Origin of the sequence: Agrobacterium sp. lyk4-40-TYG-31 (genome assembly GCF_030209855.1) — a bacterium.
GTDB lineage: Bacteria > Pseudomonadota > Alphaproteobacteria > Rhizobiales > Rhizobiaceae > Agrobacterium > Agrobacterium vaccinii.
Map to the genome: position 1 here is coordinate 247,361 of NZ_JARVRE010000004.1, position 25,251 is coordinate 272,611.

The window sequence follows — 25,251 nt, forward strand, 5'->3', positions numbered from 1 at the left end:
GGACTTGATCGCACTGGATCCCGCATTGAGTGCGGGATGACGGACGATGGGTACGGTCATACAATCTGGATTTCCCGCCAAACAGCACCTTCGACAACCATGGCATGACCACGCCGTGCAAAAACCCTTGTCACGTTACCGGCTTTTCACTTCAATTCGTCGTAATTTTCCACTAGCCTCCGGTCGTAACCGTAACAAGCTTGCCGAATCCTTTGAGTTTTCGCGCGGGCGTTGCGGCAATACCAGAGGGAATGGGCATTATGGCGGATACGGAACGGCTTGATCTCGGTGTGGAGAAACCGGTGACGAAGCAATATCATCACAAGCTGTCGAGCCCCACGCCATTTTTATGGACGATGATCATCTTCCTCATCATCGTTGCGTTTCTGGCTGCCATTTTGTTCAGGCAGGCACAAACGGCCTTTATGACCAATCCGGGTCTGAACGGTTTCATCCTCGGTGTTCTCGTCATCGGCATCATTCTGGTCTTTACGCAAATATTCAGCCTTCGCCCGGAAGTGCGTTGGTTCAACGGTTTTCAGGCTGCTGGCACCGTCGATAAAGCGGGCCGTGCGCCGAAGCTTCTGGCGCCCATGCATTCCGTCATTGGCAAGCGTGGCGAAGTGCGGCTTTCGACCGTTACGCAGCGCTCCATCCTCGATTCCATCGCCACCCGGCTGGATGAATCGCGCGATACATCTCGCTATCTCATCGGGCTGCTGGTGTTTCTTGGTCTGCTCGGCACCTTCTGGGGTCTGATCGGCACCATAGGCGCCATCAGCGATGTCATTCAGGGGCTGGACCCAACGGCGGGCGACAGCACCGATATTCTGTCATCGCTGAAATCAGGCCTTACGGCACCACTTGCGGGCATGGGCACGGCGTTTTCCTCGTCGCTTCTGGGTCTGTCCGGTTCGCTCATTCTCGGCTTTCTCGATTTGCAGGCCGGTCGCGCCCAGAACCGTTTTTACACTGAGCTTGAAAACTGGCTGTCCTCGGTGACCGATCCCGGCACGGATGTGACGGGTGAGGCGAGAGGCGCAGGCTATGGTGCTGTCGGCACTGAGCGTTCGTTGGCGGCCATGACCAGCCTTGCAGAAGGTATTCAGGGCCTCGTCAAGAACATGCGCGGCGAGCAGCAGATGCTGCGGGACTGGATCGAGGCCCAGCAGGAGGAATCCCGGTCCCTGCGGCGCACGCTGGACCGCTTGTCGGCGCGGATCGATGCGGAGCAGAAGAATGCTCCGCGCTCCATTCGCCACGATAACGGGAGCGAGTGATTATGGCGCTTGGGCGCAATCGCCGCCGCGACCGGAGTGTCGATTATTGGCCGGGTTTCGTGGATGCCCTGTCCACATTGCTCATGGCCATCATGTTCCTGCTCACGGTCTTCGTGCTGGCGCAGTTCATTCTCTCGCGTGAAATTTCCGGCAAGGACGAGGTGCTGAACCGCCTCAACAACCAGATTTCCGAACTGACCGAATTGCTCGCGCTTGAAAAAGGCAGCAAGCAGGACATCGAAGACACGCTCGCCAACTTGCAATCCACACTCGCCTCCTCGGAAAGCGAGCGATCGCGCCTGCAATCCTTGCTGGATGCCGGTGCGGGCAACAGTTCTGCTGCCAATGCCCGTGTGGGTCAGTTGAGCGGCGAGTTGGAAGATGCGCGTCAGGCCGGAACGCGGGCCTCGGCCCAGATCGATCTCCTCAACCAGCAGATCGCCGCGCTGCGTGCCCAGATCGCCTCGGTCGAATCCGCCTTGCAGGCATCCGAGGCAAAGGACACGTCCTCGCAGGTCAAGATCGCCGATCTCGGTCGTCGCCTCAACGTCGCGCTGGCGCAGCGCGTACAGGAGCTCAACCGCTACCGCTCGGATTTCTTCGGACGACTGCGCGAAATCCTGTCGGACCGCGAAAACATCCGCATTGTCGGTGACCGTTTCGTGTTCCAGTCGGAGGTGCTGTTCCCATCCGGCGGTAACGATCTGAACCCGCAGGGGCAGGCCGAAATGGCCAAGCTTGCCGCCGCGTTGATCGACCTAGCCAAGGAAATTCCCGCCGAAATCAACTGGGTTCTGCGTGTGGATGGCCACACCGACAATGTGCAATTGTCCGGTTCCGGTCGCTACCGCGACAATTGGGAGCTGTCGTCAGCGCGCGCGACATCGGTTGTGAAGTATCTAATTTCCAAGGGCGTTCCGGCCAACCGCATGGTTGCGGCAGGGTTCGGCGAGTATCAGCCGCTGGCCGATGGCGATACGCCGGAAGCCAGATCCCAGAACCGCCGCATCGAGCTGAAGCTGACCGAGCGATAGGCCGGTGCATCAGGCGGGTCCTGATATACGCGATATGGCTCGGTTTCGCACGTCGGGGCTCATGGGCGCAGCAGAAGCACCAGTGTCCATAAAACGAAGGCTGCGGCGGCAATCTTCCAGCAATCGCCACGACGGCGCAGACCCGGCAGCCCGAGTGGGCGGATGAGTTGAATGCACATCGCCAGCAGCAGAAAAAGCCCGATTGCCTTCGTCATCGCGAAACCTTTTGTCTTTATTGAATGAGCGTCACAGGGCGGACATTTTTATGTTCACCTATGGCGGCAACCTATTCGCGCACATTCCCGTCTATCCCGATACAGTGCATCGCAGCAGCATGAGAGTGGCTTTTATGAGCAGAAATCTTCTACCCGTATTCGCACTTTTATCCAGCACCCTGTTTCTGTTTCTCGGTAACGGCCTTCAGGGCCTGCTTTTGCCCGTGCGTGGCTCGGCGGAAGGTTATTCCAACGAAGTTCTTGGTTTCCTCGGTACATCCTGGGCGGCAGGGTTCGTTATCGGCTGCTTCGTGGCACCCGCCATTGTGCGGCGGGCAGGCCATATCAGGGCTTTCGGCAGCTTCGTCGCCCTTATCTGCCTGACAGTGCTGCTGACGGGTCTGTTCATCGATGATGTATCCTGGGTCGCCCTGCGTGCCATTACCGGCTTTTGCACGGCGGGCACGTCGATGATTATCGAAAGCTGGCTGAACGAGCGCGCCACCAATGAAAGCCGTGGCGCGATCTTTTCGCTCTACATCGCCATCACGCTGTTCGGCGTGGTCGCCGGTCAGCTCGTCGTGCCGTTCGGCAATGTCAGCACCACGTCGCTGTTCATGGTCTGCGCCATCATTTACTGCGTCGCGATCATGCCCGCCATGCTGTCGAAAGCAGAAAGCCCGCAACCGCTCAAGAAGGTCAAGCTGGATCTGCCTGCCCTCTACCGCACGTCTCCGGTCTCTTTCGTCGGCATCCTCCTCATCGGCATCGCCAACGGTGCCTACGGTACGCTGGGTGCGGTTTTCGGTGCACGGGCGGGGCTGCATCCCACCACCATCGCCATTATGGTCAGTGTCACCATCTTCATCGGTGCACTGGCGCAGTTTCCTGCCGGTAAACTTTCAGACCGCATAGACCGCCGCTTTGTTCTGGCGGGCCTGTCGGGCATTGCTGCCTTTGCCGGACTGGCCGTCGCCGTCATTCAGCCGTCCCATGTCTATGTGCTGATCGGCATGGTCGCGGTCTACGGTGCCTCGGCGAACGCGCTCTACCCCATCGCAGTCGCCCATGCCAACGACTTCGCGTCGTCGGAAGACTTCGTCAAGGTCTCCGGCGGCCTGCTGCTGCTCTATGGTATCGGCACCATCATCGGCCCCACGCTGGGTGGCCCGATCATGACGTCTTACGGTCCTTACGCCTTGTTCGGGGTCACGGCGATTTCCCATCTTCTCATCACCGCCTATGCTATATTCCGCTCCAGGCAACGCGCGGCCCTGCCCACGGCAGAGAAGGATAACTTCTCCACAGCCGCCGCAGCACCGATGGCCACGCCTGAAAGTGTGTCGCTCGATCCGCGCGCGCCGCAGTATATCGAGGACGATGCGGAGCTGGAAAAAGGAGCCGGAATATGAGTGTATTCGAGGACGACCTGCCCACACCGCCCGCCACGACTCACGTGGTCGGCGGTGATATCAGCCTTCTGTCCGTCGATGAGCTGACGGGACGCATCACAATTTTGCGAGGGGAAATCGAAAGGCTGGAAGCCGAGCGCGAGAAGAAGTCCGCCGGTCGCAAGGCTGCCGAAAGCCTGTTTCGCAGCTGATGGAGTGAGGAACGTTTTGTTAACGTTACAGCGTGGTGCAGTTTTTCGTTTACCATTAACGATAAATTAAGCTTTTTAAGCGATTACTATACATGTTCAGTTCTTCTGGACTTCAGGCAGTTTCTCCCGACGGCGAATTGGTCTGATTTTTCTCCCTGTTTTACCTTGAGAGCCGCTTTTGCGGCTCTTTTTTTGTCGCGCTGCAATATTGCCAAAGCTGTGGGTATTAACCTTTCTTTAATAATCAGCTTGCGCATTTGGGCTATTGGTATCATCCTGAAAATACAAAGAGGCCGGAACTATTAAGCCTCTATCCCGTTGCCAGTTAGTATGGTGCGTAAGCAGGATTTGGAAAAATGTCAGAACAGGTTTTGAATACCATCAGCTTTGCTGGCCGCGCTGCAGCATCCAACCAGTTCAAAACTCTCTATACAGAGGGTATGACTCTGGTGGAAGAGACAGCGACCTATCTGGACGGCTCCGGCCGTGCTGCCTCCAAAGTTTTGCCCCGCATGGCATCAGTCCTCTACGCAGCAGAATCCATGCGCCTCACCACGCGTCTCATGCAGATGGCCTCCTGGCTTCTTCTTCAGCGCGCTGTCAACAATGGTGAGATGAGCCGCGATCAAGTATTGAGCGAGAAGAACAAGGTTCGTCTAGATAACTTCAACGTCGATCGCAACGCACCCGGCTGGAACGATCTTCCCGAATCCTTCCGCGACCTCGTAGAGCGTTCCCTGCGTCTCCAGAACCGCGTTGCTCTGCTGGACCGCGAAATCTATCGCCCTAACGAAGCGACGAAGGTTCCTGACAATGAAAACAGTGTTCAGGCTCAGCTCAACCTGTTGCGCACGGCGTTTGCTGGAAACTGAGTTTCAGTCAAATCGTGAACTTTGAAAGCAGGCTTCGGCCTGCTTTTTTGTTGTCGATATATCTGACGCGTCAGCGGGGACACTCACCTTCCTAAAACAACAAAAAACCCCGGATCGCTCCGGGGTTTTGCATTCATAGGTATCAACCGAATTAGAGGCCGAGGCCGCCGAAACGCTTATTGAACTTGGATACGCGACCGCCGCGGTCCATGAGCTGCTGGTTGCCACCAGTCCATGCCGGGTGCGACTTAGGGTCGATTTCGAGGTTCATAGTCTGACCCTCGGAACCCCAAGTGGAGAATGTTTCGTATTCTGTGCCATCGGTCATGACCACTTTGATCATGTGATAGTCTGGATGGATTTCAGCCTTCATGACAATATTCCTGCTTTGGTGACTTGCGGACCATTTGCCGCAATTGCGTCAACTGAGCCAATTCAATAATGAAGCCATAGACCATTTGGCCATGGCTTCCCAATTCGATGCGGAGCCTATACATGAAGGTCACCGAGATAACAAGTGCCTGCCGATGCTTGGCTTCACACTTGGCAGCACACATTGCGAGAGATGCGGAATTTGCCGCAGGAATGGCTGAAAAGCCACGGATGAGCGGCAAAGCAGGAGTAGAACGTGGCAGTTATTCAGGACCAGAAAACGGCAGGCCGCAAGACGCCGAAACCGCTGGCCAGCCTCTTTCCGTATCTTAAGCGGTATCGCGGGCTGGTTGCCGCCGCCCTGTTTGCGCTTGTTCTGTCGTCCGCCACCACGCTTGCCCTGCCGCTGGCGGTGCGCCGCATCATCGACCACGGTTTCGAGGGTGCCGATGGCGCCATGATCAACAACTACTTCGCAGTGCTGATGGCGATTGCGGTCGTTCTGGCCCTGGCCAGCGCCATGCGCTACTATTTCGTCATGACCATTGGCGAGCGTGTGGTGACCGATCTGCGCCGCGATGTGTTCGCTCATCTCACCTCGCTGTCGCAGGCCTTCTTCGACACCAATCATTCCGGTGAACTTGCCTCGCGTCTGACCGCCGATACGGTGCAGATTCGATCCGCCTTCGGGTCTTCCGCCTCCGTTGCGTTGCGCAACATCCTCCTCTGTCTGGGTGGGGTGGTGATGATGGTCTATACCAGCCCGCGCCTTGCGGGTCTTGCGCTGCTGGCTATTCCGCTCATCGTCTTTCCATTGATCGCCTTTGGTCGCTCGGTGCGCTCGCGCTCCAGAACGACGCAAGATACGCTGGCGGCGTCCTCGGCCTTTGCGGCTGAAACCATTTCCGCCAGCCGCACGATCCAATCCTTCAATGCTGAGCCGCTGGCGAACAGCCGGTATAACGAAGCCGTCGAGAAGGCCTATCAGGGCGCCCGCGCCGCGATCAGCGCCCGCTCCGTATTGACGGCGGTTGCTATCAGCTTCGTCTTCGGCAGCGTCGTCGCCATTTTGTGGTACGGCGCCCATGGCGTGTTGACGGGTACGATTTCGGCGGGCACGCTCAGCCAATTCGTTCTCTACTCCGTCATCGCGGCCAGTTCTCTTGGGCAATTGTCCGAGGTCTGGGGTGAACTATCGCAGGCGGGGGGTGCTGCAGAACGCCTGTCGGAACTGCTGAACGAAAAATCTCCAGTTGAAGAGCCTGCTGTGCCCGCGGCCTTGCCGCGCCCCGCACGCGGTGAAGCGTGTTTTGAGAACGTTGCCTTCCATTACCCGCAAGGGGCGGGCAGGCCGATCCTTTCGGACCTGTCCTTCACGGTTGTCGCCGGTGAAACGGTTGCCATCGTCGGCCCATCCGGTGCCGGTAAAAGCACGGTGTTTTCGCTGCTGATGCGTTTTTACGATCCGCAGTCGGGCCGCATTACGGTTGATGGCACCGATATCCGCTCTGTCTCGCTGGAAGAGCTGCGGTCGCGTCTTGCCATCGTGCCGCAGGACGTGGCGATTTTCGCGACTTCGATCCATGACAATATCGCCTTTGGCAAGCCGGATGCGACCCGCGAGGAGGTGCGCGCAGCCGCTCTTGCAGCCCAGGCGGATGGCTTCATCACCAAGCTTCACGGAGGTTATGACACCGTTGTCGGCGAGCGCGGCGTAACGCTATCCGGCGGCCAGCGCCAGCGCATTGCCATTGCCCGTGCCATCCTTCGAGATGCGCCGATCCTGCTGCTCGACGAAGCCACTTCGGCGCTGGATGCGGAAAGCGAAACGCTGGTGCAGAAGGCGCTGGATCAGGCCATCAGCAAACGCACCACCATCGTTATCGCTCACCGTCTTGCCACCGTGCTGAAGGCAGACCGTATTCTGGTGATGGATGAGGGCCGCATCATCGAAGAGGGCACCCATCAGAGCCTCATTCGCCAAGGTGGCCTCTATGCCAAGCTCGCCCGCCTGCAATTCGAGACGGGTAGCGACGAGGTCGTGACATTGGTGAAGACGAGCTAAGCGCCAACGCTGCGACCGGCAACCCGGCCCGAAAACAGGCACCCGCCCAGAAACGTGCCTTCCAGCGCGTTGTAGCCATGCATGCCGCCACCGCCGAAGCCTGAGACTTCGCCTGCTGCATAGAGCCCCGAAATAGCGTTGCCAGTCTCATCCAGCACACGGCCCTGAAGGTCGGTATGCAGGCCGCCCAGCGTCTTGCGCGTTAAGATGTGCAGGCGCACGGCAATCAGCGGTCCTGCTGCCGGGTCCAGCAGGCGGTGCGGTTTGGCGGTGCGCATCAGCTTGTCGCCGAGATAATTGCGCGCGCCTCTGATGGCGGTGATCTGCGCGTCCTTGCTGAAGCTATTGGCAAGCTCCCGGTCCCGTGCCTCGATCTGTGTGCGGATGTGGGATACGTCCAGCCTGTCCTCGCCGCTGATCGCGTTCATCGCCTGCACCAATTCTTCCAGCGTATCGCGCACGGCGAAATCCTCACCGCGCTCCATGAAGGCCTTGATCGGGCCCGCCGGTTCCTTGCCCAGACGTTTCAGCAGCAGGCGGATATTCTTGCCCGTCAGATCCGGGTTTTGCTCCGAACCGGAAAGCGCAAACTCCTTCTTGATGATCGCCTTCGTCAGAATGAACCAGCTGTAATCGCTGCCGCGCTCGCGCAGGATTTTCAGTGTCCCCAGCGTATCGAAACCCGGCATGGCAGGTGCCGGCAGGCGGTCGCCACTGGCATCGCACCAGAAGGACGAGGGGCCGGGCAGGATGCGGATGCCGTGCATGGGCCAGATGGGATCGTGGTTCTTGACGCCCTCGGTATAATGCCACATGCGGTCGCGATTGATCACCGCGCCTCCTGCCGCCTCTGTGATGGCGATCATGCGACCATCCACATGCGCGGGCACGCCACATACCATTTCCCTTGGCGGTTGGCCCAAACGGTCAACCGGCCAGTTTTGTCTCACCAGATCATGGTTGCCGCCAATGCCGCCAGAGGTGACGATGACAGCGGATGCTTCGAACCGGAAGTCGCCTACCACGTCGCGACTGCTTTTCTCCCCGCGCTGGACCGGATCGGCAGCCAGCAGCGAACCGGAGATGCCGGTCACCGCGCCATCAACAGTCTCCAGCGCATCCACCTGATGGCGGAACCTGAACGTGATCAATCCCCGTCCTGCGAGCCGCTGCGCCTTCTCCACGAAGGGTGCCAGCACACCGGGACCGGTGCCCCATGTCACGTGGAAACGCGGCACGGAGTTGCCATGGCCGTGTGCATGGGCACCACCACGCTCTGCCCAGCCGACAACTGGAAACCAGCGCATGCCCAGCCCGTGCAGCCATGCCCGCTTTTCACCCGCTGCAAACTCCAGATAGGCCTGCGCCCACAATCGCGGCCAGTGGTCTTCGGTACGGTCAAAGCCCGCAGAACCAAGCCAGTCCTGCCGTGCAAGCTCGAGGCTGTCGGAGATACGCATGAAACGCTGCTCGGGGCTATCGATGAAAAACAATCCGCCCAGTGACCAGAAGGCCTGTCCGCCAAGGTTCTGCTGCCCTTCCTGATCGACGACGCAGACCGCCAGACCACGCTCCGCCGCCTCCGTCGCCGCAACCAGCCCAGCCAACCCGGCACCCACAACCACAACGTCAAACCCCTCCATCAATCCCTCCCGATAGATTCGAGTTACTTTTACGCGAACATCAATATGATGCAATGTTAAGAGGTGCCTGAGGAGATCTACGTGAGATCTCGAAAAAACAAAAACGCCCGCAACAGTGTCACGGGCGGTGGTCGATCATCTTTTGAAACGTTGTGTCGCTAGACTAAAGGCTCAAGCGGCCTTTTCCTGCTCTTCTGTCCAGTTGCCAAGGGCAGCCAGCGAGTTCATTTCCGCGCGGTGACGGAAGGCGCGCTGTCCAGCCGCGACGTTTTCCTGTTTGCCGCCCCATGCGGTGAGGGCGGTCTCCTGAAGCGCGCGGCCATAGGAGAAGGTCAGCGCCCATGGCAGATCATAGCCGCTGTTCATGGCGGAGAGGTGAGCCGTTGCTTCTTCGGCAGACTGACCGCCGGACAGGAAGGCAACGCCCGGAACGGCAGATGGTACTGTGGCTTTCAGAACCTTGACCGTCTTTTCCGCTACTTCATCGACCGAGGCTTTTCGGGCGTTTTTGCCATCGATGACCATGTTCGGCTTCAGGATCATGCCTTCGAGGTTGACTCGGGCGTCATAGAGATCGGTGAAGACGGTGCGCAGGACCCATTCGGTCACTTCTGCGCAACGGTCGATGCTGTGGCTGCCTGGTTCACCGTCCATCAGCACTTCCGGCTCTACGATCGGCACGATGCCAGCTTGCTGGCAGAGAGCTGCGTAGCGGGCCAAAGCCTGCGAATCCGCCTTGATCGAACCCCATGTCGGCAGACCGTTGCCAATGTTGATGACGCCACGCCACTTGGCGAAACGTGCACCGGCTTCGTAATATTTTGTCAGGCGCTCGGCCAGGCCATCCAGACCTTCCGTTACCGTTTCGCCGGGGAAGAACGCCTGCGGCTTGGCGCCCATATCGACTTTGATACCGGAAAGGCTACCAGCAGCCTTGATGATATCAACGAAAGGCGTGCCGTCTGCTGCCTTCTGGAACAGGGTTTCCTCGTAGAGAATCACGCCCGAGATACAGTCACTCATCGCGTCTTCCGTACGAAACAGCATTTCGCGATAATCACGACGGCTCGTTTCGGTGGATTCCAGACCGATAGTGTCAAAGCGCTTTTTGATGGTGCCGGTGGATTCATCCGCCGCCAGCAAACCCTTGCCATTGGCAACCATCTTCACTGCGATGTCTTCAAGACGTTCCGTCATTTTAGATCTCCTTTGGCACAATGATTTTGGGGTACCAGAAGTTCCAGGGCAGGAAAATGGCAGGCTAAATCATTGAAACGATTGAAATGATTTCAATCGTTTGAAACTTTAGAAAATCTTTAAAAAATTTAAAAGGCGAAAGGTTGGTCTTGCTTGAGCTTTGAACGTTACCAAAAGTTCGTCATGCTTTGGGCCTTTCCCGAGCAACTTCTACGTCGCATTTTCGGAGAGGTGAATAGATCCTCGGGACAGGCCCGAGGATGACGTTGAGGTGTTGAAGCCGCACGCGCCCCACAGTCGTGGGGACGGGTCGCGGTCGTTACTTCTGGTCTTGGAGAATAGCGACGCCAGGCAAGACCTTGCCTTCCATCCACTCCAGGAAAGCTCCGCCTGCGGTGGAGATGTAGGTGAAGTCGTCCGCCACGCCTGCGTGGTTCAGTGCGGCCACGGTATCACCCCCACCGGCGACGGAGACGAGTTTGCCGTTTCTGGTGCATTCTGCTGCGTGCTGGGCAGCGGCGACCGTTGCCTTGTCGAAGGGGGAGATTTCGAAGGCGCCGAGCGGGCCGTTCCAGACCAGCGTTTCGGCGCGGGAAATCCAGCCCTTGATGGCTTCGACGGATTTCGGACCGACGTCCAGAACCATCGCATCATCGGGGATTTCATTGATATCAACGACTTCGTTTTCGGCATTGGCCTTGAACTCACGCGCAACGACGCCGTCTTCCGGCAGCACGATGGCGCAGCCTGCGGTCGCGGCTTCGATCATGATCTGCTTGGCGGTTTCAGCCAGATCATGCTCGCAGAGCGACTTACCGACATGGGTGCCGCGTGCGGCAAGGAAGGTGTTGGCCATGCCGCCACCGATGACCAGCGCATCGACTTTCTTGACGAGGTTCATCAGCAGGTCGATCTTGGAAGAGACTTTTGCACCGCCGACGATGGCAACAACCGGACGGGCAGGTGCGCCGAGACCCTTTTCCAGGGCTTCAAGCTCTGCCTGCATGGTGCGGCCAGCGTAAGCGGGCAGGTGGCGGGCGAGGCCTTCCGTGGAGGCGTGGGCGCGGTGGGCGGCGGAAAACGCATCATTGACGTAGATATCGCCGTTCTTGGCCAGCTCTGCCACGAACTCGGCGTCGTTCTTTTCCTCCCCCTTGTGGAATCGGGTGTTTTCCAGAAGCAGAATGTCGCCATTCTGCATGGCGGCAACAGCGGTTGCCGCAGGCTCGCCAATCGCTTCCGAGGCGAAGTGAACGGTATGGCCGAGAACCTCTTCCACAGCAGAGGTGATGAGCGATAGCGACATGTCGGCGACGGGCTCACCCTTCGGGCGACCGAAATGGGCTAGCAGAATGACTTTCGCGCCTTTTTTCGACAGTTCGAGAATGGTGGGCGCAACGCGCTCTATGCGGGTCTTGTCGGTGACCTTGCCGTCAGCAACCGGAACGTTGAGGTCTACGCGCACAAGAACGCGCTTTCCGGCGATATCGGTGAGGTGATCGAGGGTCTTGAAGGCGGGCATAGGTCGATCCTGCTGTCGTTGATGGAATGGCTTTGCGCGCGAACATACTATGCTTGACCCGAGGTGCAAGCCGCTCAACGATCATTTTCTGCCTGCGTACTGTCATCGCCCGCCACTGGTATGGGGTTACCGGTGGCTGCTGCGCGGCGCGTATGCCGTTTCTCGGCAAAATGGGTGCGTGTGCGCTGGACGATTTCCTTCAGGCTGATGAAGACGGGCAGGGTGATGGCGGGCTCCACGGGTTCCAGTGAAATGCCGACGCTGGAAATGGCGTGGTTTTCATCGAGATCTCGGACGATGAGGATCAGCGAGCCCAAGCGCACACGGTCGGCATATTCGGCCTTGCCACCCAGACGGCTGGTGATGAGTTCGGCAACCGTCAGCGATTGCTCCTGCATGGTCAAAAGACCTGGACCATAGGAGGCATCCAGTTCCCGTGCCGGGCGCTGAGGCGAGATGGCGAAAGTGCCGAACAGGTCTTCGTCATCTTTTGTCACGGGTTTTGCGCTGGCAAACAGCCGGTCAAGAAGCCGTGAATTGATGGGAATGACGAAGAGATAGACCAGATCGTTTTCGCGTAGCCGGCCAGCATATTGATAGCGGATGGACTTGCCGTCCCGCACCACCAGCGACGGCATGGCCCAGCGCGGAATGCGCTCCCCCTGTAACACCGCGCTGCCTTTTGCAACGCGGTAGGATATGAGTTCGTGGGTGGCGGTACCGGGCAGGTCCACTTCGAGTTTGTCGACATCGCCCATGCGTGGCGGCACGATGAGGCCGAGGCGTGTGGCAACGGGTTTGATGGTCCAGCCCTGCAACAGAAGCGAAACGAGAACGATGATGAACGCCGCGTTGAAATAGGTTTCCGCACCTTGCAACCCGCCCAGTGCTGGCAGAATGGCCAGCAGAATGGAGACAGCACCGCGCAAGCCCACCCAGGCGACGAAGGTCGTTTCCTGCTGGGTATAGTTGAAGGGCATGAGGCTGAGCCACACGGCCAACGGTCTTGCGATGAAGATGAGGAACAGCGCAAGTAACACTGCAGGCACGATGATGGCAGGAAACTGCGAGGGCGTTGCGAGAAGGCCGAGCATCAAGAACATGATGATCTGCGCCAGCCACGTCATGCCCTCATGAAATCGGCGGATGGCGCCCTTGGCGAAAATCTTGCGATTGCCTGCAACGATGCCCGCGACATAGACCGCCAGAAAACCGCTGCCATGCAACGCTCCGGTGGCGGAAAATACCAGCAGCGCCAACGCTAGAACAAGGATCGGCACAAGGCCGCGATCCACCTGAAAGCGGTTGACGACAGTGACGATCATCAGCCCGCCGCCCAGGCCGAAGATGACGCCCAACGCCATTTCCTGCATGAACAGGAGAAGGAAGCTGGTATCGAAACCCGCAATGCCCTGACCTTTCGAGACGACTTCCACGAGCGCGACAGTCAGGAAAATCGCCATTGGATCGTTGGTGCCGGATTCGACTTCAAGGGTGGAGCGCACCTGATCGCGGATATGAATACCGCCGATGCGCAGCAGAAAGAACACTGCGGCCGCATCCGTGGAGGCGACGATGGAGCCCAGCAACAGGCCTTCCAGCCAGGAGAAGCCGAGAAGCAGGGCTGCGGCACCTGCAAAAAACACCGATGTCAGCACCACGCCGACAGTGGCCAAAGAAATGGATGGCCCGGCGGACAGCTTGAAAGACTGGATCGATGTGCCGAAGCCGCTATCGAACAGGATAACGGCCAGCACCAGCGAGCCCAGCATGTAGGCCAGCGGATTGTTGCTGAAATGAATGCCCAGCCCATCTGTGCCCGCTGCAAGGCCTATCATCAGGAAAAGAAGCAGCAGCGGCGCGCCAAAGCGGTAGGCGATGAGGCTGGAAAAGGCAGCGACAAGAACGAGGACGGTGGCGACGAGCAGCAATAAATAAAACGATTCCACGCACACGTCCTTTTCCTGAAAGGCCGCGTGGCGCACATGCTCCCTCACGTCAGCAGTCAATGCGCCACGTTTTGGACGGCCACGGCGCAGGGGTTTCGCGCAGCGGGCAGGGCAAGGCGAGGTGTATCGAATGATACGGCAGGGCAAGATGCGCAGAGCGACGCGGCCGATTCCCTAGGTGGATTTTTCCGGGCGAATATGGACCAGAGCAAGGCAGTGATGTGAAAAGGAAGCGTATTTCCCAATCTATCAAGTGTAGGATTTAATCGTGTCGCATGGTATTTTGGATTTGGAGACGGAAAGGTGCCCCGAATGCGAACGACGAAATCACTCAGTGTTACGCTGCCTCTCGATATGGCGGAGATGGTGAAGGCCAAGGTTGCCTCAGGAGAATACGCGACTGAGAGCGAAGTCGTTCGCGACGGGCTACGCACGCTTGTGGCGCGCGATGCAGCGGTGGAACGCTGGTTGAAAGAAGATGCTTCCGCCGCCTATGATGCGCACAAGGCGAAGCCTGAAAATGCCATGCCGATCGGGAAAGCCCTGTTGCAGCTTAACCGTCGTTTTGATGAGCTTGATGACGACAAGTGATGAAGCGCTATGACGTCAGATTGTCTCCCGAAGCCGAAACGGACCTCGTCGATATCTATAGATATGTTAGCGCTGCTTCCCAGTCCCAGACGATGGCAAGGCAATATCTCGACCGCATCACATCCTACCTGTCTTCCTTCGAGGTTTTTCCGGAGCGGGGTAGCCTGCGCAACGATATCCGGCAAGGTTTACGCGTCGTCGGTTTTGAACGCACGATCAGCGTCGCGTTCATTGTTGAAGACGGAAGCGTGATTATTCTGCGGGTCGCTCAGAATGGCCAGCAGTTAAACTTATCTGATACGCGCCAATAGGGGTGTTCGAAGGAATGGATCAGGCTGATTTCAAGTAAGCGATAGTCCCAAAACACAAAACCCGGCAGGATCGCTCCCGCCGGGTTTTGCTTATTCACTATCTGCGAAAAATCAGATCGTCTTGGCCAGCGCCACTGCCGTGTCGGACATACGGTTGGAGAAGCCCCATTCGTTGTCGTACCAGGTGAGGATGCGCACGAAGTTGCCTTCCATGACCTTTGTCTGGTCCGTTGCGAAAATGGAAGAGTGGCTGTCGTGGTTGAAGTCGCGGGAGACCAGCGGCTCGTCCGTATAGCCGAGGATGCCCTTCAGCGCGCCGTTGGAGGCGGACTTGATGGCGTTGTTGATTTCCTCGACAGTCGTTGCCTTCTTGGCCACGAACTTGAAGTCAACGACCGAGACGTTCGGCGTTGGAACGCGGATAGACGTGCCGTCGAGCTTGCCTTTGAGGTGCGGCAGGACGAGGCCAACGGCCTTGGCGGCACCTGTCGAGGTCGGGATCATGGACAGGGCAGCGGCGCGGGCGCGGTACAGGTCCTTGTGCATGGTATCCAGCGTTGGCTGGTCGCCGGTGTAGGAGTGGATCGTGGTCATGAAGCCGTGGTCGACGCCGACGAGGTCATCCAGAACCTTGACGACTGGAACCAGGCAGTTTGTCGTGCAGGATGCGTTGGAGATGACGAGGTGATCCTTCGTCAGCTGGTCGTGGTTGACACCGAAGACGACCGTCAGATCAGCACCTTCAGCAGGCGCCGAGATGATGACGCGCTTTGCACCGGCGGTAAGGTGAGCGGCGGCCTTGTCACGGGCAACGAAAATGCCTGTGCATTCCAGCGCGATATCGACGCCGAGTTCCTTGTGCGGCAGCTGGGCTGGATCGCGCACAGCTGTGACCTTGATCGGCTTGCCGCCAGCAACGATGATCGTGTCGCCTTCGACCTTCACGTCAGCCGGGAATTTGCCGTGGATGCTGTCGTAACGCAGCAGGTGGGCATTTGTTTCGACCGGGCCGAGGTCGTTGATGGCAACGACTTCAATGTCGGTGCGGCCGGATTCCACGATAGCGCGAAGGACGTTACGGCCGATGCGACCAAAACCGTTAATGGCAACTTTTACAGTCATGTACATACTCCCTGTCAATATCTCGATTTTGTATGGGTGGTCGAGGGCACGAAGCCCTCAGCCGAGCTTCGCTTCTGCCGCAGCAACGACGGCTTCTGCCGTGATGCCGAAATGCTTGTAGAGATCCTTGGCAGGGGCGGATGCGCCGAAGGAGTGCATGCCGACGAACGCGCCATCGTTGCCGATGAAGTAATCCCAGCCCTGACGAATGGCGGCTTCGACACCAACCTTGACCGGCGAGTTGCCGATGATCGCCTTGCGATAGGTTTCCGGCTGCTCCTTGAAGAGTTCGAAGCAGGGAACAGAAACGACGCGGGTTGAGATGCCCTTGACCTTGAGGTCCGCGGCAGCCTTCAGCGCAATCTCGACTTCCGAACCGGATGCAAAGATCGAGACCTTGGCGTCACTTGCCGAAACCAGCTCGTACGCGCCGTACGAGACGAGGTTCTTTTCCTCATATTCCTTGCGGGCCGGAGCCAGGTTCTGGCGGGTGAGAGCCAGAGCAGACGGGCGGTTCTTCTGGTGCAGGGCGAACTGCCAGGCTTCCGCCGTTTCGGTTTCATCCGCAGGGCGGAAGACGAGAAGGTTTGGAATGGCGCGAAGCGCTGCGATCTGCTCGACCGGCTGGTGGGTTGGGCCGTCTTCACCAACGCCGATCGAGTCGTGCGTCAGAACGTGAACGACGCGGATGCCCATGAGGGCGGCAAGGCGGATCGACGGACGGCAATAATCCGAGAAGATCAAGAAGCCGCCAGCGTAAGGGATAAGACCGCCGTGCAGCGCAATACCGTTCATGGCTGCTGCCATGCCATGTTCGCGGATGCCGTAATGCAGGTAACGGCCCGAGAAATCGGTCGGTGTGATCGACTTCATCTGGCTGGTTTTGGTGTTGTTGGATGGCGTCAGGTCGGCAGAGCCGCCGATCGTTTCGGCGAGAATGCCGTTGATGACTTCGAGCGTGTCTTCGGATGCCTTGCGGGTGGCAACCGTTGGGTTGTCGGCGGCAACCTTCTTCTTGAAGGCGTCGATGGAGCTGTCGAAATTACCGGTCAGGTCACCGGCAAAGCGGCGCTTGAACTCAGCCTTCTTGTCGCCGTCGGTCGCTTCCAGGCGGGCTTCCCACTCCTGGCGCGTCTTGGTGGAGCGCAGACCGGCCAGACGCCATGCATCGAGCACGTCCTCTGGAATGACGAAGGGTTCTGCTTCCCAGTTCAGGCTCTTGCGGGCAGCTGCGATTTCTTCGGCACCCAGCGGGTTGCCGTGCACCTTGTGCGTGCCCTGCTTGTTCGGCGCGCCAAAACCGATGACGGTTTTGCAGGCGATGAAAGTTGGGCGGTCGGATGCGTGGGCGGCTTCGATGGCGTTGGCAATCGCTTCCGGGTCGTGACCGTCGATCTCGATTGTGTTCCAGTGAACGGCCTTGAAGCGGGCGATCTGGTCTGTCGAGTCGGACAGGCCGACTTCGCCATCGATGGTGATGTTGTTGTTATCCCAGAACAGCACGAGCTTGTTGAGCTTCAGGTGGCCAGCCAAGGCAATCGCTTCATGGCTGATGCCTTCCATCAGGCAACCATCGCCGCACAGCGCGTAGGTGAAGTGGCTCTGAAGGTCGGAGCCGAATTCTTCTTCCAGCTTGCGCTCGGCAATGGCCATGCCGACGGCATTGGCGATGCCCTGACCCAGCGGACCGGTCGTGGTTTCGATGCCGGTGGCGTGGTGGTATTCCGGGTGACCGGCGGTCTTTGAACCAAGCTGACGGAAACGCTTGATCTCGTCGATCGTCATGTCCTCGTACCCTGTGAGGTAGAGGAGCGAGTAAAGAAGCATGGAGCCGTGACCGGCCGACAGCACGAAGCGGTCGCGGTCTGGCCACTGCCATGCCTTCGGATCGAATTTCAGGTAACGCGTGAAGAGAACCGTGGCCACATCCGCTGCGCCCATTGGCAGGCCCGGGTGGCCGGAATTGGCCTTCTCCACAGCATCCATGGCAAGAAATCGGATCGCATTGGCCATCCGGTCGTGTTTATCGCGAGAAATCATGGCTTTTCCGTCTGTTCCGGGTGAAAGGAGATAGCCATTGTGACTATCCAAAAAGCGGGTTGATCCATAGCAGGTAGGGCGGGCGAGTCAATAAAACCAACGCCGCTTGCAGTTCGATCTGCAACAAAAATCGTTTCGTATTTTGGCAATATTCAGGCCGTCGCCAACTTTCTGCCCTTGGCGTGCTGCATTCATCCACAGCGCAAAGTGCTTGAATGTATTGGTTTGATTGACGTGGCCGTTAATCAGGTCATATCGTGCAGGAGCCCTGATTGACACCAAGCAATAACGATTCGGCTTGCTGCTTGCGGTTTGGAAGAAACGATGACGGCGGATAAAACCATACAGATCGCGTTGTCGGAGCTAGGCTCCGCCATCAATAGCCTTGAGAACGCCATCGATATGCGTATCGAGCGTCAGCGCGAGAATGGCGAAGTCGAGAGCGAGGTGAAGCGTGTGCATGTGGACCGCGCACGGCTGGCGCAGGAGCTCGACCAGTCGCAGTTTCGCGCCAATCGCCTCGAAGAAGTCAACCGCGAGGTTTCCCGCCGCCTGGTGACCGCGATGGAAACGATCCGCGCCGTGCTGGACCGATAAGGAGTTTTATCCATGGCTCAAGTCACCGTGATGATCGACGGCAAGGCCTATCGCATGGCCTGCGAGGCAGGGCAGGAGGCCCATCTGACCGATCTGGCCAGCCAGTTCGACCAGTATGTCGGCCATCTCAAAAGCCAGTTCGGTGAAATCGGCGACCTCAGGCTGACGGTCATGGCGGGAATCATGATCACGGACGAAATGTCGGAGCTTTCGCGCAAGATCGAAGCGCTGGAAAGCCAGGTCGCATCCTTGCAGGAAAATCATGACGGCATGGCGCAAAGCAAGGCGAAGAATGACGAGCTGGTGGTGAATGCCATCTCCGATCTTTCCTCGCGCCTGAACGGGATCACGGAGAAACTGGTGGCACGACCGAAGCCAGTCGTGAATTGATACGTCTTTAGTTTTTTTGACGTTCTGGCAAAGGGTTTGGGCTTGTTTCGATTGGGCAATCACATCCAAACTGTACGGATTGTTCGTGCCACAAGATCCGCCGCAACATTCTCACCATTGACCCCCTTCCGCTGCTCCCAGAACCGTCCTATATAGAAGATGCGTTCTGCGCTTCTCGACAGGAAACTCAATCCCTGGGGCCATACTCGATCCAAAGGGAGCTGTCCCTGGCCAGGCCCGTGGGCTTGGACATATGGCGCCCACCTACGTTTGTAGGCACCCAGGATCGTAAACCTCCATCGGTCGCCGCGGATCGCACCTTTCACTTTTGCCTCAACGCGGTTGTCAGTGGTTCTCCACGGACCAATGCCGCCGTCACGCGCTCCGGCAGTGCTTTTTTGCATGGCCAACTGGCTGTGCCGCTTGTTTTTTAATCCTCTGGTCATTGCATTGGTGGAACAATTCCCTATTATCCGTGTTGGTATGTGCGCTCCCGCTCTCAACTTTAGCGATTGTGGTTGCAGCCGCGACATGCCGTTCAACAGCCCAAAAAGAGCTAAACTTGTTTACTGAAATTATGATCGTGGTTCTGCTCACCGTACTCAACGGTGTGCTTGCCATGTCCGAACTTGCCGTTGTCTCCTCCAGACCGGCGAGGCTAAAAGTGCTTGCCGCGCAAGGCAGCAGAGGCGCCGGCATGGCGCTCACCCTTGGAGAAAACCCCGGACGCTTTCTTTCCACCGTGCAGATTGGCATTACGCTGGTCGGTGTTCTCTCTGGTGCCTTCTCCGGCGCCACGCTGGGTGCCCGTTTTACCGGATGGCTTCTTGAACAGGGCGTGCCGGACCGCGCAGCTGACGCTATCGGCGTCGGTGTCGTGGTTGTCGCCATTACCTATCTGTCGCTGATCGTCGGCGAACTTGTGCCAAAGCAGATTGCCCTTCGCGACCCTGAAAAGGTGGCCGTGCGGGTGTCTCCTGCCATGGTGATGCTGTCCAAGATCGGTGCGCCCGTCGTTTGGCTGCTGGATCGTTCCGGCAAGCTGGTCCTGGCGCTGCTGGGCCATAGCGGTGAGTCCAACGCGTCCGTCACCGACGATGAAATTCGCACCGTTTTGGCCGAAGCGCACAGCGCCGGTGTCATCGAAACCGAAGAATCCGCCATGATCACCAGCGTCATGCGTCTGGCCGACCGCAATGCGCGCGGCCTGATGACGCCACGCCGCGACGTGGAAGTGGTGGATATCGAAGATACGGCAGAAGAAATTCGTGAGCAGTTGCGTGCAACGCAGCGCTCGCGCTTGCCGGTACGCAATGGTGCTTCCGATGAGATTCTCGGTGTTCTCTTCGCAAAGGATGCGTTCGACGCGCTGGCCTCTGGAAGAGAGCTGAATATACGCGAATTGCTGCGCGAAGTTCCAGTTGTCTCCGACCTGACGAGTGCCGTGGATGTCATTCAGTCCTTGCGCCGCTCTACGGTGCACATGGTTCTGGTTTACGACGAATACGGCCACTTCGAAGGTATCATCAGTTCCGGTGACGTGCTTGAGGCTATCACCGGTGCGTTTCAGGAAGACGATGGCGAAGAGCCCGCCATGGTGCAGCGCGAAGACGGCAGCTTCCTCGTCGCAGGCTGGATGCCAGCCGACGAATTTGCCGACCGCATGGGTTTCCAGATTTCCGACGATGCCGAATTCGAAACGGTGGCCGGTCTGGTGCTGGACGAGTTCCGTCGTTTGCCGGAACTGGGTGAGCACATCACCCGCAACGGCTGGCGCTTCGAAGTCATCGATCTCGATGGTCACCGCATCGACAAGGTGCTGGTCAGCCGGGCGGCCTGATGACGGCGGGTCTGTCTGACAAAGCACGGATCAGAATGGAGCGTCTCGCCTTGCGGGACGCTTTTTCCGTTGAAGAGCGCCGTGCAAAAAGTCTCGGTATCGCTGCACATGGTGCGATGGCGCTGGATGTGACGGATGGTCCGATTATCTCCGGTTTCATGCCAATTCGCTCCGAGCCGGACCTGCGCCCCTTGATGGAGACGTTGCGCTGGAAGGGCGCCAGGATTTGCCTGCCCGTCGTCCTGAGCCCGGAGACGATCGTCTTCCGGGAATTTGCCGAGGGAGGCGAACTGGTCAAAACCGGCTTCGGCACCACTGGCCCGGATGAAAATGCGGCGGTGCTGGACCCTGAGATTTTGCTGGTGCCGCTATCGGCTTTCGACGCGGCAGGCCACAGGATTGGCTATGGAGCCGGGCATTACGACCGGGCAATCGCCAAACTTCACGCAAAAGGACTTGATACAACCCTTATCGGCATTGCATTCGACTGCCAGGAAGTGCCATCAGTGCCCGCGCAGCCGCATGATGTGGCGCTGGATGCCGTTCTGACCGAGAGCGGCATGCGTTACTTCAAGGGCAGGACGGCTGGATGAGACTTCTTTTTCTCGGGGATATGGTTGGCAAGTCGGGCCGCACGGCGGTGTGGGAGCGTCTTCCGGGGCTGATCTCCGATCTGAAGCTGGATTTCGTCATCGTCAATGGCGAAAACGCCGCTGGCGGTTTCGGCATCACCGAAGAGATTTATCTAGAGACGATCAATGCCGGTGCCGACGTGGTGACGACCGGAAACCATGTCTGGGACCAGAAAGAGGCTGTGTCTTTTTGCGAACGGCATGACCAGTTTCTGCGGCCTGCCAATTACCCAAAGGGCACGCCAGGTAAGGGCTCCGGTCTGTTTTATGGCCGCAATGGCGCGCGTATTTTGGTGGCGAACATCATGGGGCGTGTCTTCATGCACCCGGAACTGGACGATCCCTTTAGCTCGGCAGAAAGCATTCTGGGTGCCTGCCCGCTGGGTGAACAGGCGGATGCCATCGTGTTCGACTTTCACGCGGAAGCGACCAGCGAAAAGCAGTGCTTTGGCCATTTCGTAGACGGTCGCGCTAGCTTCGTCGTCGGCACCCACACGCATGTGCCGACCGCTGACGCGCAAATCCTGAACGGCGGCACGGCCTATATGTCAGATGCTGGCATGTGCGGCGACTATGATTCCTCGCTCGGCATGGAAAAGGAAGAGCCGATCAACCGCTTCATTTCGAAAATGCCGAAGGGCCGTTTCGAAGCGGCAAGCGGTCCGGCTACCATCTGTGGTGTTGGCGTCGAGATTTCGGACCGCACAGGGCTTGCCGAGAAGATCGCGCCGCTGCGGATGGGGCCGAGATTGGCAGAGACGGTTCCGGCTTTTTGGGCTTGATGCTTAGTATTATATGACGGTGAGGGGTGTAAACGCCACAGGCCAACCTCACCATACCCCACCTCCAATGACGACATTGTGAGCGGCATCCTGCTCTTGCGTCTGGACGATCTTCCAGCCTTGCCGCATCCTTTCCTCACTCATCTCGTTTCCGGGAGTGGTGTTGATGCTTCGCATGCTCATTCTTGCAGTGTCAGGGCTTTTGATTGCTGGCGCCGCGTCGGCTCAGCAGCAGCCGAGCCGTCCCTCCGTCAACCGCCCGCCCATCAGCCAATGTCAGGCCATTGCCCAAAATCTGCCGGGCGTGACCTTTGCAAGCGTCAAGTCTGCGGATGTCCGACTGGCTCAATCCACGGCGAAGGAAGAGGTGGCGATACAATATATCGGTCACTCGACATTTCTGATCACCTCGCCGGAAGGCGTGACCATTGCCACTGATTATAATGGCGTCTACCGCCCGCCCGTTACGCCAACCGTCGTGACGATGAACAATGCGCATTCGACGCATTATACGATGCACCCTGACCCCGGCATCAAACATGTTGTGCATGGCTGGAGCGATGTGCCGGGCGAAAAAGCGGTGCATAAATTGCAGGTTGGAGATGTCTATATTCGTAATGTCACCTCAGACATCCGCAACCGCTGGGGCGGCGGTGGGCTGTTGCAGAAGGATGGAAACTCAATCTTCATTTTCGAGGTCGCAGGTCTGTGCATCGGTCATCTCGGCCATCTGCATTATGAGCTGACGGAAACGCAATATGCCGAAATCGGGCGTCTGGATGTGCTGATGGTGCCAGTGGATGGAGGGCTGACCATGGGCTCCGACAGTATGAGCCGGATCGTCAAACGCCTTCGCTCGGCGCTTATCCTGCCCATGCATCAACCCAATGCGCTGGAGCAGTTTCTGGTGACATTCGGCAAGCAGTTTACGATCGCCTATGCCTCCGACCCGGTGATCCGGGTCTCGATGAGAAGCCTTCCCCGCCAGCCGCAAATTCTCGTGCCGCAAGGCATGTAAGAAACGGATGACGGGGAGGTTGTTCAGGCGAACGTCAGGTGCTGGCGAACGCCGACGTCAGGGGTTTTATCGTCAGACAGATTTGCCTTGGCGATTTCCCAGCCGAATTTCAGCGTGCTGTCGGTGGAGGCCCAGATATCCGCGTCATCGACATGAAGCGCAAGCATCGTCAGCTGCGGGTCGCTCTTGCCGTGCTCATACCAAGCCGCCGTGACCGAGTTCCAGTATTCGTCCAGCTTGGCGCGGTCTTCGCGCACTTCCAGCTTGCCCGAAAGGCAGGCATGGTAATCATGGTCCTTGCCGATGACGCAGAAATGCGCCCTTGCGCCCGATTTCAGCGATTGCACCAACTCTGCGTCTTTCTTGGTGAAGAACCAGATGGTGTTGGTCTTGGGGTCGGCGTGTGGAGCCATCGGCTGCATGTGGTTGTGCAGTCCTTCGAGACCCAGCATTCCGGCGTGAACGGAATTGATCTCATCCCAAAGCTGGCGGGCGGGGGCTTCGCGTGCTTCACTCAGACTGACCATGAAATAGTCTCCTAACGTTTTTTCTTTTGACAGTACGACAACCGGGCAACCGCCCGCCGACGCTCTCCTATCCACAACGAAGAGCATAGATTTCAGTTCCTTCATGTATCGCGAGAAGAGTGGCTTACGGGCTTGAACCGCAGGGCTAACGCACTTATAAGGCCCCCAATCCAAACAAACGATCCGATCAGGGGTGCCATGGCTGGCCATTCACAGTTCAAGAACATCATGCATCGCAAGGGAAAACAGGATTCGATCCGTTCGAAGATGTTTTCCAAGCTCGCACGTGAAATCACCGTTGCGGCCAAATCCGGTCTGCCGGATGTAAGCATGAACGCGGCGTTGCGTCTGGCAGTGCAAAACGCCAAGGCGCAATCGATGCCGAAGGACAACATCGACCGCGCCATCAAGAAGGCGTCCGGTGCCGATGCTGAAAACTACGATTATGTGCGTTACGAGGGCTACGGTCCGGGCGGCACGGCGGTTATCGTCGAGGCGCTGACCGACAACCGTAACCGCACGGCGTCCAACGTGCGCTCGATCTTCACCAAGGCTGGCGGCGCGCTGGGCGAAACGGGTTCTGTTTCCTTCTCCTTCGACCGGGTTGGCGAAATCACCTACAAACCCGCCGTTGGCGATGCCGACAAAGTCATGGAAGCCGCCATCGAGGCCGGTGCCGACGACGTTGAAAGCAGCGAAGACGGCCACACCATCATCTGCGGTTTCGAAGCGATGAACGAAGTGTCCAAGGCGCTGGAAGGCGTACTGGGCGAAGCCGACAGCGTAAAATCGATCTGGAAGCCGCAAAACACGGTGCCGGTCGACGAAGAAAGAGCGCAGTCGCTGATGAAGCTCATCGACAATCTCGAAGACGACGACGACGTGCAAAGCGTTTACTCCAACTTCGAAGTCTCCGAAGAGATCATGGCCAAGCTTTCGGCTTGATAACCACCACCATTCGTCGTCATCATCAACCCCGGGCCTCACTGCTCGGGGTTTTCTTTTGGGAAACAGGTATAGGGCGAGCAGGCCGTCGTGATTGATGGCGATATAGGAACCGCTGATCGTGAATGTGACACTTATCGGGTTACCTGGTGCAGGAAAGACGGCGCAAGCCGCTATTTTGTCGCAAAGCAACGGAGCTGCTTTTATCAGTAATCGAAACTTGGTTCGTGAAGCCATGTGTTCTCATACGGCGCTCGCGCAGCAGGCGCAGGAAGCAATTTCATCGGGATGGCTTATTCCCGATCATGTCCTTGTCGGATTGCTCGAACAAACGCTCGTGAATGAGGCAATTGGGAGAGACTATATTCTGAGCGGCCTGCCCAGAAGCGTTCCGCAGGCGCAGGCAGTGCATGATATGCTTTCTCGTATTGAGAGGCCGCTCGATTTAGCCATGTTTTTCGACATGAGCTTCGACATGATGGTCGACCGGCTGAGTGTAGCCGCAACCCACATTCAATCCGACATCGGATCGCGGCTTTCGACGCTCAAGATTAACTACGATAATTTCTTGTCTGCGACAGAACCACTTTTGAGATTTTACGACAAGCTTGGTAAAGCCTGTCGTATCGATGCTGATCTTTCCGCGGCACAGGTAAGTGTGCAGATCGCGGCAGCACTGGCTGCCGCCTCGCCGTGAACCACGT

General features: G+C 58.0%; 25 protein-coding genes and 1 other RNA gene. 17 read left to right on the top strand and 9 right to left on the bottom strand.

The features are described from left to right. The first annotated feature begins 260 nt into the window (after positions 1-260). Complete coding sequence (locus tag QRN55_RS06420; RefSeq protein ID WP_284775800.1) at positions 261-1,280, top strand: flagellar motor protein MotA; 1,020 nt, start codon at positions 261-263, stop codon at positions 1,278-1,280. A gap of 2 nt (positions 1,281-1,282) precedes the next feature. Beyond that, positions 1,283-2,314: a peptidoglycan -binding protein gene (locus tag QRN55_RS06425; RefSeq protein WP_284775801.1), complete on the top strand. Its 1,032-nt coding sequence runs from the start codon at positions 1,283-1,285 to the stop codon at positions 2,312-2,314. A gap of 59 nt (positions 2,315-2,373) precedes the next feature. On the opposite strand, the gene QRN55_RS06430 is transcribed toward QRN55_RS06425, so the two are convergent. Then, positions 2,374-2,529, bottom strand: a complete 156-nt coding sequence (locus QRN55_RS06430; RefSeq protein WP_233121885.1) for a hypothetical protein — start codon at positions 2,527-2,529, stop codon at positions 2,374-2,376. A 134-nt stretch (positions 2,530-2,663) separates the two neighbouring features. Between QRN55_RS06430 and QRN55_RS06435 the strand changes: the two genes are divergently transcribed. From QRN55_RS06435 to rcdA, 3 genes are all read left to right on the top strand, one after another. Further along, positions 2,664-3,941, top strand: coding sequence for an MFS transporter (locus QRN55_RS06435; protein WP_233135223.1), 1,278 nt, complete (start codon positions 2,664-2,666; stop codon positions 3,939-3,941). Then, on the top strand, positions 3,938-4,132 hold the full coding sequence (locus tag QRN55_RS06440; protein ID WP_284775805.1) for a DUF1192 domain-containing protein: 195 nt from the start codon (positions 3,938-3,940) through the stop codon (positions 4,130-4,132). Before QRN55_RS06435 ends, QRN55_RS06440 begins: the two co-directional genes overlap by 4 nt. Before the next feature lie 356 nt (positions 4,133-4,488). Next, on the top strand, positions 4,489-5,004 hold the full coding sequence (gene rcdA / locus QRN55_RS06445; RefSeq protein WP_111837592.1) for a protease adaptor protein RcdA: 516 nt from the start codon (positions 4,489-4,491) through the stop codon (positions 5,002-5,004). 151 nt (positions 5,005-5,155) lie between these two features. Here rcdA and rpmE read toward each other — a convergent pair whose 3' ends face one another. After that, the gene (gene rpmE, locus QRN55_RS06450; protein ID WP_062452087.1) at positions 5,156-5,377 is read right to left on the bottom strand and encodes a 50S ribosomal protein L31; all 222 of its coding nucleotides are present in this window, start codon (positions 5,375-5,377) and stop codon (positions 5,156-5,158) included. Between the two features lie 255 nt (positions 5,378-5,632). On the opposite strand from rpmE, the gene QRN55_RS06455 reads away from it, so the two are divergent. Further along, entirely contained in the window at positions 5,633-7,441 is a 1,809-nt protein-coding gene (locus tag QRN55_RS06455) for an ABC transporter transmembrane domain-containing protein (RefSeq protein WP_284775809.1), read from the top strand. Here QRN55_RS06455 and QRN55_RS06460 read toward each other — a convergent pair. The 4 genes from QRN55_RS06460 to QRN55_RS06475 all read right to left on the bottom strand — a co-directional run bounded on the left by QRN55_RS06460 (position 7,438) and on the right by QRN55_RS06475 (position 13,752). After that, complete coding sequence (locus tag QRN55_RS06460) at positions 7,438-9,084, bottom strand: FAD-binding dehydrogenase (RefSeq protein WP_284775812.1); 1,647 nt, start codon at positions 9,082-9,084, stop codon at positions 7,438-7,440. The genes QRN55_RS06455 and QRN55_RS06460 overlap by 4 nt on opposite strands. A 171-nt stretch (positions 9,085-9,255) precedes the next feature. Then, on the bottom strand, positions 9,256-10,281 hold the full coding sequence (locus tag QRN55_RS06465; protein ID WP_284775815.1) for a class I fructose-bisphosphate aldolase: 1,026 nt from the start codon (positions 10,279-10,281) through the stop codon (positions 9,256-9,258). A gap of 319 nt (positions 10,282-10,600) precedes the next feature. Continuing rightward, on the bottom strand, positions 10,601-11,803 hold the full coding sequence (locus tag QRN55_RS06470; RefSeq protein ID WP_284775817.1) for a phosphoglycerate kinase: 1,203 nt from the start codon (positions 11,801-11,803) through the stop codon (positions 10,601-10,603). Between the two features lie 74 nt (positions 11,804-11,877). Next, on the bottom strand, positions 11,878-13,752 hold the full coding sequence (locus tag QRN55_RS06475) for a potassium/proton antiporter (protein WP_284775819.1): 1,875 nt from the start codon (positions 13,750-13,752) through the stop codon (positions 11,878-11,880). 312 nt (positions 13,753-14,064) lie between these two features. Between QRN55_RS06475 and QRN55_RS06480 the strand changes: the two genes are divergently transcribed. Both QRN55_RS06480 and QRN55_RS06485 read left to right on the top strand, forming a co-directional pair. Continuing rightward, a complete protein-coding gene (locus tag QRN55_RS06480) occupies positions 14,065-14,343 on the top strand; it encodes a ribbon-helix-helix domain-containing protein (protein WP_284775820.1) in 279 nt (92 codons plus the stop codon). Next, positions 14,343-14,654 carry a type II toxin-antitoxin system RelE/ParE family toxin gene (locus QRN55_RS06485; protein ID WP_112498582.1) on the top strand — a complete coding sequence of 104 codons (312 nt, stop codon included), beginning with the start codon at positions 14,343-14,345 and terminating at the stop codon, positions 14,652-14,654. Before QRN55_RS06480 ends, QRN55_RS06485 begins: the two co-directional genes overlap by 1 nt. A 111-nt stretch (positions 14,655-14,765) precedes the next feature. Here QRN55_RS06485 and gap read toward each other — a convergent pair whose 3' ends face one another. Next, entirely contained in the window at positions 14,766-15,776 is a 1,011-nt protein-coding gene (gene gap, locus QRN55_RS06490) for a type I glyceraldehyde-3-phosphate dehydrogenase (protein WP_284775824.1), read from the bottom strand. A gap of 57 nt (positions 15,777-15,833) precedes the next feature. Then, positions 15,834-17,816, bottom strand: coding sequence for a transketolase (gene tkt, locus QRN55_RS06495; protein WP_111837602.1), 1,983 nt, complete (start codon positions 17,814-17,816; stop codon positions 15,834-15,836). 324 nt (positions 17,817-18,140) lie between these two features. Here tkt and QRN55_RS06500 point away from each other — a divergent pair, with 324 nt between their 5' ends. The 7 genes from QRN55_RS06500 (at position 18,141) to QRN55_RS06530 (ending at position 23,075) form a co-directional block, all read left to right on the top strand. Continuing rightward, on the top strand, positions 18,141-18,413 hold the full coding sequence (locus QRN55_RS06500; RefSeq protein ID WP_111837603.1) for a DUF4164 domain-containing protein: 273 nt from the start codon (positions 18,141-18,143) through the stop codon (positions 18,411-18,413). A 12-nt stretch (positions 18,414-18,425) separates the two neighbouring features. Beyond that, positions 18,426-18,803: a cell division protein ZapA gene (locus QRN55_RS06505; protein WP_284775827.1), complete on the top strand. Its 378-nt coding sequence runs from the start codon at positions 18,426-18,428 to the stop codon at positions 18,801-18,803. 160 nt (positions 18,804-18,963) lie between these two features. Beyond that, a non-coding RNA gene (gene ssrS / locus QRN55_RS06510) (6S RNA) lies at positions 18,964-19,122 on the top strand. Positions 19,123-19,380: 258 nt separating this feature from the next. Next, on the top strand, positions 19,381-20,643 hold the full coding sequence (locus QRN55_RS06515) for a hemolysin family protein (RefSeq protein ID WP_350225183.1): 1,263 nt from the start codon (positions 19,381-19,383) through the stop codon (positions 20,641-20,643). Next, entirely contained in the window at positions 20,643-21,236 is a 594-nt protein-coding gene (locus QRN55_RS06520) for a 5-formyltetrahydrofolate cyclo-ligase (protein WP_284775830.1), read from the top strand. Before QRN55_RS06515 ends, QRN55_RS06520 begins: the two co-directional genes overlap by 1 nt. Continuing rightward, on the top strand, positions 21,233-22,057 hold the full coding sequence (locus QRN55_RS06525) for a TIGR00282 family metallophosphoesterase (protein WP_112498577.1): 825 nt from the start codon (positions 21,233-21,235) through the stop codon (positions 22,055-22,057). Before QRN55_RS06520 ends, QRN55_RS06525 begins: the two co-directional genes overlap by 4 nt. A gap of 163 nt (positions 22,058-22,220) precedes the next feature. Continuing rightward, positions 22,221-23,075: an MBL fold metallo-hydrolase gene (locus QRN55_RS06530; RefSeq protein WP_112498576.1), complete on the top strand. Its 855-nt coding sequence runs from the start codon at positions 22,221-22,223 to the stop codon at positions 23,073-23,075. A gap of 23 nt (positions 23,076-23,098) precedes the next feature. Here QRN55_RS06530 and QRN55_RS06535 read toward each other — a convergent pair whose 3' ends face one another. Further along, positions 23,099-23,602 (bottom strand): pyridoxamine 5'-phosphate oxidase family protein, encoded by a 504-nt coding sequence (locus QRN55_RS06535; protein WP_112498575.1) that lies wholly within the window; start codon positions 23,600-23,602, stop codon positions 23,099-23,101. A 198-nt stretch (positions 23,603-23,800) separates the two neighbouring features. Between QRN55_RS06535 and QRN55_RS06540 the strand changes: the two genes are divergently transcribed. Further along, positions 23,801-24,547 (top strand): YebC/PmpR family DNA-binding transcriptional regulator, encoded by a 747-nt coding sequence (locus QRN55_RS06540; protein ID WP_233121866.1) that lies wholly within the window; start codon positions 23,801-23,803, stop codon positions 24,545-24,547. Positions 24,548-24,668: 121 nt separating this feature from the next. Continuing rightward, positions 24,669-25,244, top strand: coding sequence for an adenylate kinase family protein (locus QRN55_RS06545; RefSeq protein WP_284775833.1), 576 nt, complete (start codon positions 24,669-24,671; stop codon positions 25,242-25,244). Positions 25,245-25,251: the final 7 nt, after the last annotated feature.